The sequence below is a fragment of the Aeromonas sp. QDB25 genome (assembly GCF_027707725.1).
GTDB lineage: Bacteria > Pseudomonadota > Gammaproteobacteria > Enterobacterales > Aeromonadaceae > Aeromonas > Aeromonas caviae.
In genome coordinates, this window is the sequence record NZ_JAPCIZ010000014.1 from 75107 (window position 1) to 81380 (window position 6274).

6 protein-coding genes and 1 other RNA gene are annotated in these 6274 nt (G+C 63.3%); 2 read left to right on the top strand and 5 right to left on the bottom strand.

Annotation, left to right across the window (positions count from 1 at the left end):
* Positions 1-175: 175 nt before the first annotated feature.
* The 5 genes from gcvH to PG883_RS07375 all read right to left on the bottom strand — a co-directional run bounded on the left by gcvH (position 176) and on the right by PG883_RS07375 (position 5422).
* Positions 176-565: a glycine cleavage system protein GcvH gene (gene gcvH, locus PG883_RS07355; protein ID WP_010675081.1), complete on the bottom strand. Its 390-nt coding sequence runs from the start codon at positions 563-565 to the stop codon at positions 176-178.
* Positions 566-641: 76 nt separating this feature from the next.
* The gene (gene gcvT / locus PG883_RS07360) at positions 642-1739 is read right to left on the bottom strand and encodes a glycine cleavage system aminomethyltransferase GcvT (protein WP_010675082.1); all 1098 of its coding nucleotides are present in this window, start codon (positions 1737-1739) and stop codon (positions 642-644) included.
* Between the two features lie 381 nt (positions 1740-2120).
* Positions 2121-3341, bottom strand: coding sequence for an FAD-dependent 2-octaprenylphenol hydroxylase (locus tag PG883_RS07365; protein ID WP_010675083.1), 1221 nt, complete (start codon positions 3339-3341; stop codon positions 2121-2123).
* A 100-nt stretch (positions 3342-3441) separates the two neighbouring features.
* Positions 3442-4665, bottom strand: coding sequence for a 2-octaprenyl-6-methoxyphenyl hydroxylase (ubiH, locus tag PG883_RS07370; protein WP_029314704.1), 1224 nt, complete (start codon positions 4663-4665; stop codon positions 3442-3444).
* A gap of 187 nt (positions 4666-4852) precedes the next feature.
* On the bottom strand, positions 4853-5422 hold the full coding sequence (locus PG883_RS07375; RefSeq protein ID WP_010675085.1) for a UPF0149 family protein: 570 nt from the start codon (positions 5420-5422) through the stop codon (positions 4853-4855).
* A 173-nt stretch (positions 5423-5595) separates the two neighbouring features.
* Between PG883_RS07375 and zapA the strand changes: the two genes are divergently transcribed.
* Together zapA and ssrS are read left to right on the top strand one after the other, a co-directional pair.
* Entirely contained in the window at positions 5596-5928 is a 333-nt protein-coding gene (zapA, locus tag PG883_RS07380; protein ID WP_010675086.1) for a cell division protein ZapA, read from the top strand.
* Between the two features lie 16 nt (positions 5929-5944).
* A non-coding RNA gene (gene ssrS, locus PG883_RS07385) (6S RNA) lies at positions 5945-6127 on the top strand.
* Positions 6128-6274 lie beyond the last annotated feature (147 nt).

A 6274-nucleotide genomic window follows, 5' to 3' on the forward strand; every position in this document is an offset into this window, starting at 1 on the left:
TTCCTGTAGCCGGTCGATACCGGCTCCACTCATGTTCTGTGTCCGCCGCGGGCAGACGGGGAATGCGGCAAGGGCATCCCGAAGGCGCAAAGGCTGCGCCTTTCCTGCAACCGCCATGGCCGCAGGATGGCAGTCATACAAGTGGGCCCTGCTGTGTTGGCAGGGCCCGGGGGCATTACTCTTCGTCCACCACGTTCTGGTAGCCTTCGGCATCCAGCAGGTTGGCGAGCTCGCCCGCGTCGTCCAGCTTGATGCGGAACAGCCAGCCGGCGCCGTAGGGGTCGGAGTTGACCAGCTCGGGGCTGCCTTCCAGCTCTTCGTTGACGGCCAGGATCTCGCCGCTCACCGGGCTGTAGATGTCGGAGGCGGCCTTGACGGACTCCGCCACGGCGCAATCTTCACCGGCGCTCACCTGCTTGCCCACTTCCGGCAGATCGACGAACACCATGTCCCCCAGCAGATCCTGGGCGTGCTCGGTGATGCCGACCACGGCTTCGCCGTTGGCTTCAACACGGACCCACTCGTGGGAGGTGGCATATTTCAGTTCGCTCGGGATATGGCTCATTTGTGCTTCCTTTATGCTCTTGGATCGCTTCAACAAAAATGGGGCGGCGAAGGTCAACCCTCGCCGCAATCAATGATTACACCAGCGGCTGGCCGTTGCGCACGAAGGCCGGCTTGGTGACTTTCACGGTGACCTGCTTCTTGCGGATCTCCACCTGGGCCTGTTCGCCGATATCGCGGGGCACCCGCGCCAGGGCAATGCTGTAACCCAGGGTGGGCGAGAAGGAGCCGGAGGTGATCACCCCTTCCCGTGTTTCGCCGCTCTCGCTGGTGAAAGTGACCGGCATGCCGGCACGCAGCACGCCCTTTTCTTCCATCACCAGACCCACCAGCTTGGGCTGGTTGCCGGCGGCCTTCTGGGCTTCCAGGGCGGCGCGGCCGATGAATTGGCGGGAGGCAGGCTCCCAGGCCAGGGTCCAGGCCATGTTGGCGGCAAGCGGAGAGATTGACTCGTCCATGTCCTGACCGTAGAGGTTCATGCCCGCTTCCAGGCGCAGGGTATCACGGGCACCCAGGCCGCAAGGGGCCACGCCGTTGTCCAGCAGGGCCTGCCACAGATCGCACGCCTTCTCTTGGGGAACCACAATCTCGTAGCCATCTTCGCCGGTGTAGCCGGTGGTGGCGATGAAGAGATCCCCGGCCTGCACACCGAAGAAGGGCTTCATCCCTTCGACCGCCGCATTCTGCTCGGGGGTGAACACCTTGGCCGCCTTGGCCTTGGCGTGGGGGCCCTGCACCGCGATCATGGCAAGCTCGGGGCGCTCGGTCACGCTCACGGCAAAGTCGATGGCGTGATGGCGGATCCAGGCCAGATCCTTCTCGCGGGTAGCGGAGTTCACCACCAGGCGGTAGAAGGTATCGGTCAGGAAGTAGGTGATGAGGTCATCGATGACGCCGCCTTCCGGATTGAGCATGCCGCTGTAGAGGGCCTTGCCGGGGACGGTGAGTTTGGCCACGTCGTTGGCCAGCAGGTGTTGCAGGAAGGCTTTGACCCGCTCGCCGGTCAAATCGACGATGGTCATGTGGGAGACATCGAACATGCCTGCATCGGTGCGCACCACATGGTGCTCTTCCAACTGGGAACCGTAGTTGATGGGCATCTCCCAACCGTGGAAGTCCACCATCTTGGCACCCGCTTCCAGGTGTTTCGGATGCAATACAGTAGTCTGGATCATCGCTGTGTTTCCTTAAGCGTTCGCGACAACACTCGCAATCCGCCCCGGCTCGTCGGGAACTACGGACCACAAGCTCTGTGCTCGTTCCCGCCCGGGCGGGCAGGAGTGATTCCTTGAACGGAGCGGATTATATGACAAGCGTGCCGGGGCACCGCTCAAAAAAAACTAATCCTCACCCGACTCACTGACACCAGACACTAAGGCAAAAACAGTGATAAAAACAGCCAAAACCGCGCCATTGCGGGATTTAATGTTGATTTTTACCGTCCCGTCACAATTTACAGAAAAACGTTTCGCTTCTCGCCAACATTAAAGGCTGACCCCCCAAAGGGTCATCTCGCCCTGTCAGATTAGTTTTTTTGTTAAAACCCCGGGGTAAGATTAGATTTTTTCACCCTTGGCCAGGGTGGGCAGCTCCCCATCCAGCCCCATGGCGGCCCGGATCATGCCCTGCTTGAGGGGGCCAAGACCGTCGACGGCGCGAAGCCCCACCCCGCGCACCAGCTTCTTGAGGGGGTTGCTGCCCGCAAACAGTCGCTTGAGCCCCTCCATGGCCGCCAGCATGCGCGCCGCCTCGCTCTTGCGCCAGCGCTCGTAGCCCCGCAGGTTGGCGAGCAGGCCGATGTCCGCGCCCTTGCCGTGATGAATGAGGATCTGCTCCGCCAGGGCGGCGGCATCCAGCAAGCCCAGATTCACCCCCTGCCCCGCCAGCGGGTGGATGGTGTGGGCCGCATCCCCCACCAGCACCAGGCGCTCGCGGGCAAAGTCGCGGGCGTAGCGGGCGGTGAGCGGAATGGCGCTGCGAGCCCCCTCCACCTTGCACAGCCCGAGGCGCCCATCAAAGGCGGCGGTGAGCTGGCGGTTGAAGCCGTCGTCATCCAGGGCGCAGAGCGCCTCGGCGCGGGCCGCGGGCACAGACCACACGATAGAGCAGAGGTCGGGCTGCCACAGGGGCAGGAAGGCGAGCGGCCCCTGGGGGGTGAAGATCTGGCGCGCCACCGCCTCATGGGGCTCGGCACAACGCACCGTCGCCACCAGGGCGTGATGACCGTAATCCCAGCTGGTGAGCGGGATATCGGCCTGACGGCGCACCCAGGAGTGGGCGCCGTCGGCGGCCACCACCAGCTTGGCCGAGAGGGCCTGGCCATCTTCCAGCAGCAGCAGGGCGCCCGCTGGCCCGCACTGCAGGCTGGTGGCCCGGGCCGGGGTCAGCATCTGGATATTGCTGGCCCCCGCGATGGCGTCCAGCAGCGCAAGCTGGATCACCCGGTTCTCGACGATGTGGCCAAGGGCCCCCTGACGCAGGCTGGCAGCATCGAAATCGATGTGGCCGAAACTGTCCTGCTCCCACACCTGCATCTTCTCGTAGGGCTGCAGGCGGCGCGCCACTATGCCGTCCCAGGCGCCGACCCCTTGCAGGATGTGCTGACTCGCGAGGCTCAGGGCACTGACCCTGTTGTCCGGCGTCTCACCGAGCGTTGCATCGGGCAGCCGGCCTTCCACGATGGCCACCTTGATCGCCCGGTTCTTGAGGGCGGCAGCGAGCCCCAGGCCCACCATGCCCCCCCCCACGATCACCACATCCACATCTTGCATCTGCATTCTCTTGTGTCCTTTCCGGGCGGGTCGCCAGGATCTGCGAGGCGACGCCCACAGGCGTGCCTCTTGCTCGAAATCGTCTTTGCCGCCGGGGCGACAGCGCTTATTGGCCGCACACCTCGCCCACGAATCCCAGGGTGCGGGAGGCGAGCGGTGCCTTGAGCCAGGGCACTCTGCCCATCAGGGAGAGCGCCAGATTGCGGCCCACCACCAGGGGAGCGTGATGGTTTGAGAAGAGCTGGGCCAGGGAGGACGTGAGCCAGACGGTCTGGGCCTGATCGTCCCGCCGCTGCTGCCAGTAGCCGCTTAGCACCTCAAAGCCGCCGATGTCTTCCCCCGCCGCGAGCGCACGGGCCAGGGTCCGGGTCAGCACGTCCAGATCCCGCATGCCGAGGTTGAACCCCTGACCGGCGATGGGGTGCAGCAGGTGGGCGGCGTTACCCACCAGCACGGTGCGCTGGGCCAGCGGGTAGTCGGCCACCGTCAGCACCAGCGGATAGAGGTGGCGCACGCCGGTACGCTCGATGCGCCCGAGGCGCCAGCCAAAAGCCTGCTGCAGACGGGCGAGAAAGGCGGCGTCATCCAGTGCAAGCAGCCCCTGTGCCTCGTCCCGCGGCACGCTCCACACCAGAGAAGAGAGGCCGTCCTGCATGGGCAGCAGGGCCAGCGGCCCTCCATCGGTGAAGCGCTCGAAGGCCCGTCCGGCGGGATCCTCGGCGGTCTTGACGGTGGCGATGATGGCGCTCTGGCCATAATCGTGGCGACTGACCGGCATCTTGAAATGCTGGCGCACGAAGGAGTGGCCCCCGTCGGCCGCCACCAGCAGCCGGGTGCGGTAGCGCGCGCCGCCCTCCAGGGCGAGCGTCACTCCCGCCTCGTCGGGGTCGATGGCCTCAAGCCTGGCCGGGCACAACATACGGATCTGCGGGCAGGCGGCGATCGCCTCTTGCAGCACGATGCCCGCCGCCGACAGCTCGATCACCTGACCGAGGGCGGGTAGACCATACTCCGCCGCCGACAGCCGGGTCTGGCCACAGTGGCCCCGATCCGACACATGGATATGGGTGATGGGGGAGCAGTGGGGTACCAGGTGCGGCCAGAGGCCGTGACGGGCCAGCGCCTCGCAGGTACCGGCGGAAAGCGCGATGGCACGGGCATCGAAACCGGGATGAGCATTGAGCTCGGGCGCACTGGCCTCCAGCAGCAGGATCTGCAGGGGGGCGCCATCCTGTCCTTTCAGGGCGGCAAGGGAGAAGGCCAGCACGGCACCGCTCATACCACCGCCGACGATAGCCACGTCGACGTGAACCAGATCAGATTGAGACATGAGAAGAGGGCATAGGCGAAAAAACGTGGGCCAATCCTACCACAAAGGTGGCGGACGGGATGCGAAGCCACGGGCAAAAAACCGCTTTGGCACCATGGGTTAGCAGAGTGCCTCCCCTGCTCTCGCCCCTTGTAAAACAGAAAGAGCGCCGTGATGCGCTCTTTCATTGACCCGGTGGGCGGGCAGATCAGTGCAGGGTCGGCGGCATGCTCGGTGCAGCCGGGCGCTTGCCAAACTCCTCGAACGCCATCATGACCCCGAGGCGCACGTGTTCGTAAAGCACCAGGAAGGAGGCTTCGTTCTCTTCATCTTCCTGATCGAACTCGGCAGAGACCTGGGTGATGCTGGCGATGTCCTGAATCATCTCCTGCAGCTCTTCGGATGCCTTGGAGAGCTCCTGTTGGACCACGCCAAAGCCGGCCAGGAAGGCCTGGGACCAGTCCACCAGCGAGTCGATGCGCTCATCGAGCGGCGCCTCGTCGCTTGGCAGCAGCAGCTCGACGCCCTTTTGTGCCATCAGGCTCTCGATCACCTCGTGATAGAGGTCGGTCATCACCTGGCGCACCGGTGCCGGCAGACCGAAACCGTCGTTGATCAGATCATTGAAATGGGGCTGCCAGCTTTTGTCGTCCAGGGCCACGCCACCGCACACCAGGCCGCAGATCACGCCATGGGCCTCGACGGCCGTCGCCATGAGGTCGTGCTGTGCCATCAGGTCCGCCACGGCGGCGTATTTCAGGGGGGTTGTTTTGCTCATCTAGGATCCGCTCAAAGTTCAGGCAAATATGCAGAATTTATGGCCGAGATCCTAGCATTCTCCCCCAGCCAGAGCCAGCAAGGCCTTGAAACTTCTGCATCTGCGCTATATAGTCCCGCCCAGTTGTCCACGTGGATAAAGGCGGAAATCAGCCCCGCCGTATTGAGGAAGGCATGAGCATAGAGGCCGTAGAAATCGTCATTCTGGGACGTCCCTACAAGGTGTCCTGTCCCTTGGGACAACAAGATGCCCTGCGCCAGGCCGCCGACCAGCTGACCGACAAGCTCATCGAGCTTCGTCAACGTTCCAAGGTCTCCAGCAACGAACAGCTGGCCGTCATGGCAGCGCTCAATTTCTGTCATGAGCTCTGCCTTGAAAAAGAGAAAAACCACCAATACTCTGAGACCATGGACAAGCGGATCAAGATGCTGCAACGCACCATCGAAGCCGCCTTGATCGAGCACGGACAATACGGTGAATCCAGCGAAGAGGCGCAACAGCCCTAATCGCACCGAGTTTTGAAATTCCCTGGAGTGTTTGTCAGCCGGTTCAAGTCCCCGAGCCGATATTCATACCAAACAGGGGGTCTGCCTTCTGGCTATTGAGCATGCTCGGCCCGACCGAGAAGCCTGCGGCCAGATTAGATCTCCGCCTTGAACCGACGGTTCAAGGGCCCAAACCGGCAACGGCATCTCCGGGGTACCTACCCAAAAAAGCCCGTCATCACGACGGGCTTTTTCTTGGTTCTTCGCGGGATCCTGGGAAAGTGGAAGTTGACAGACAGGGTGCTGGTAAACTGGCTGTCTCCAAACACACCACCACCATCACCCTGCTGTCGCCGTGCATCATATT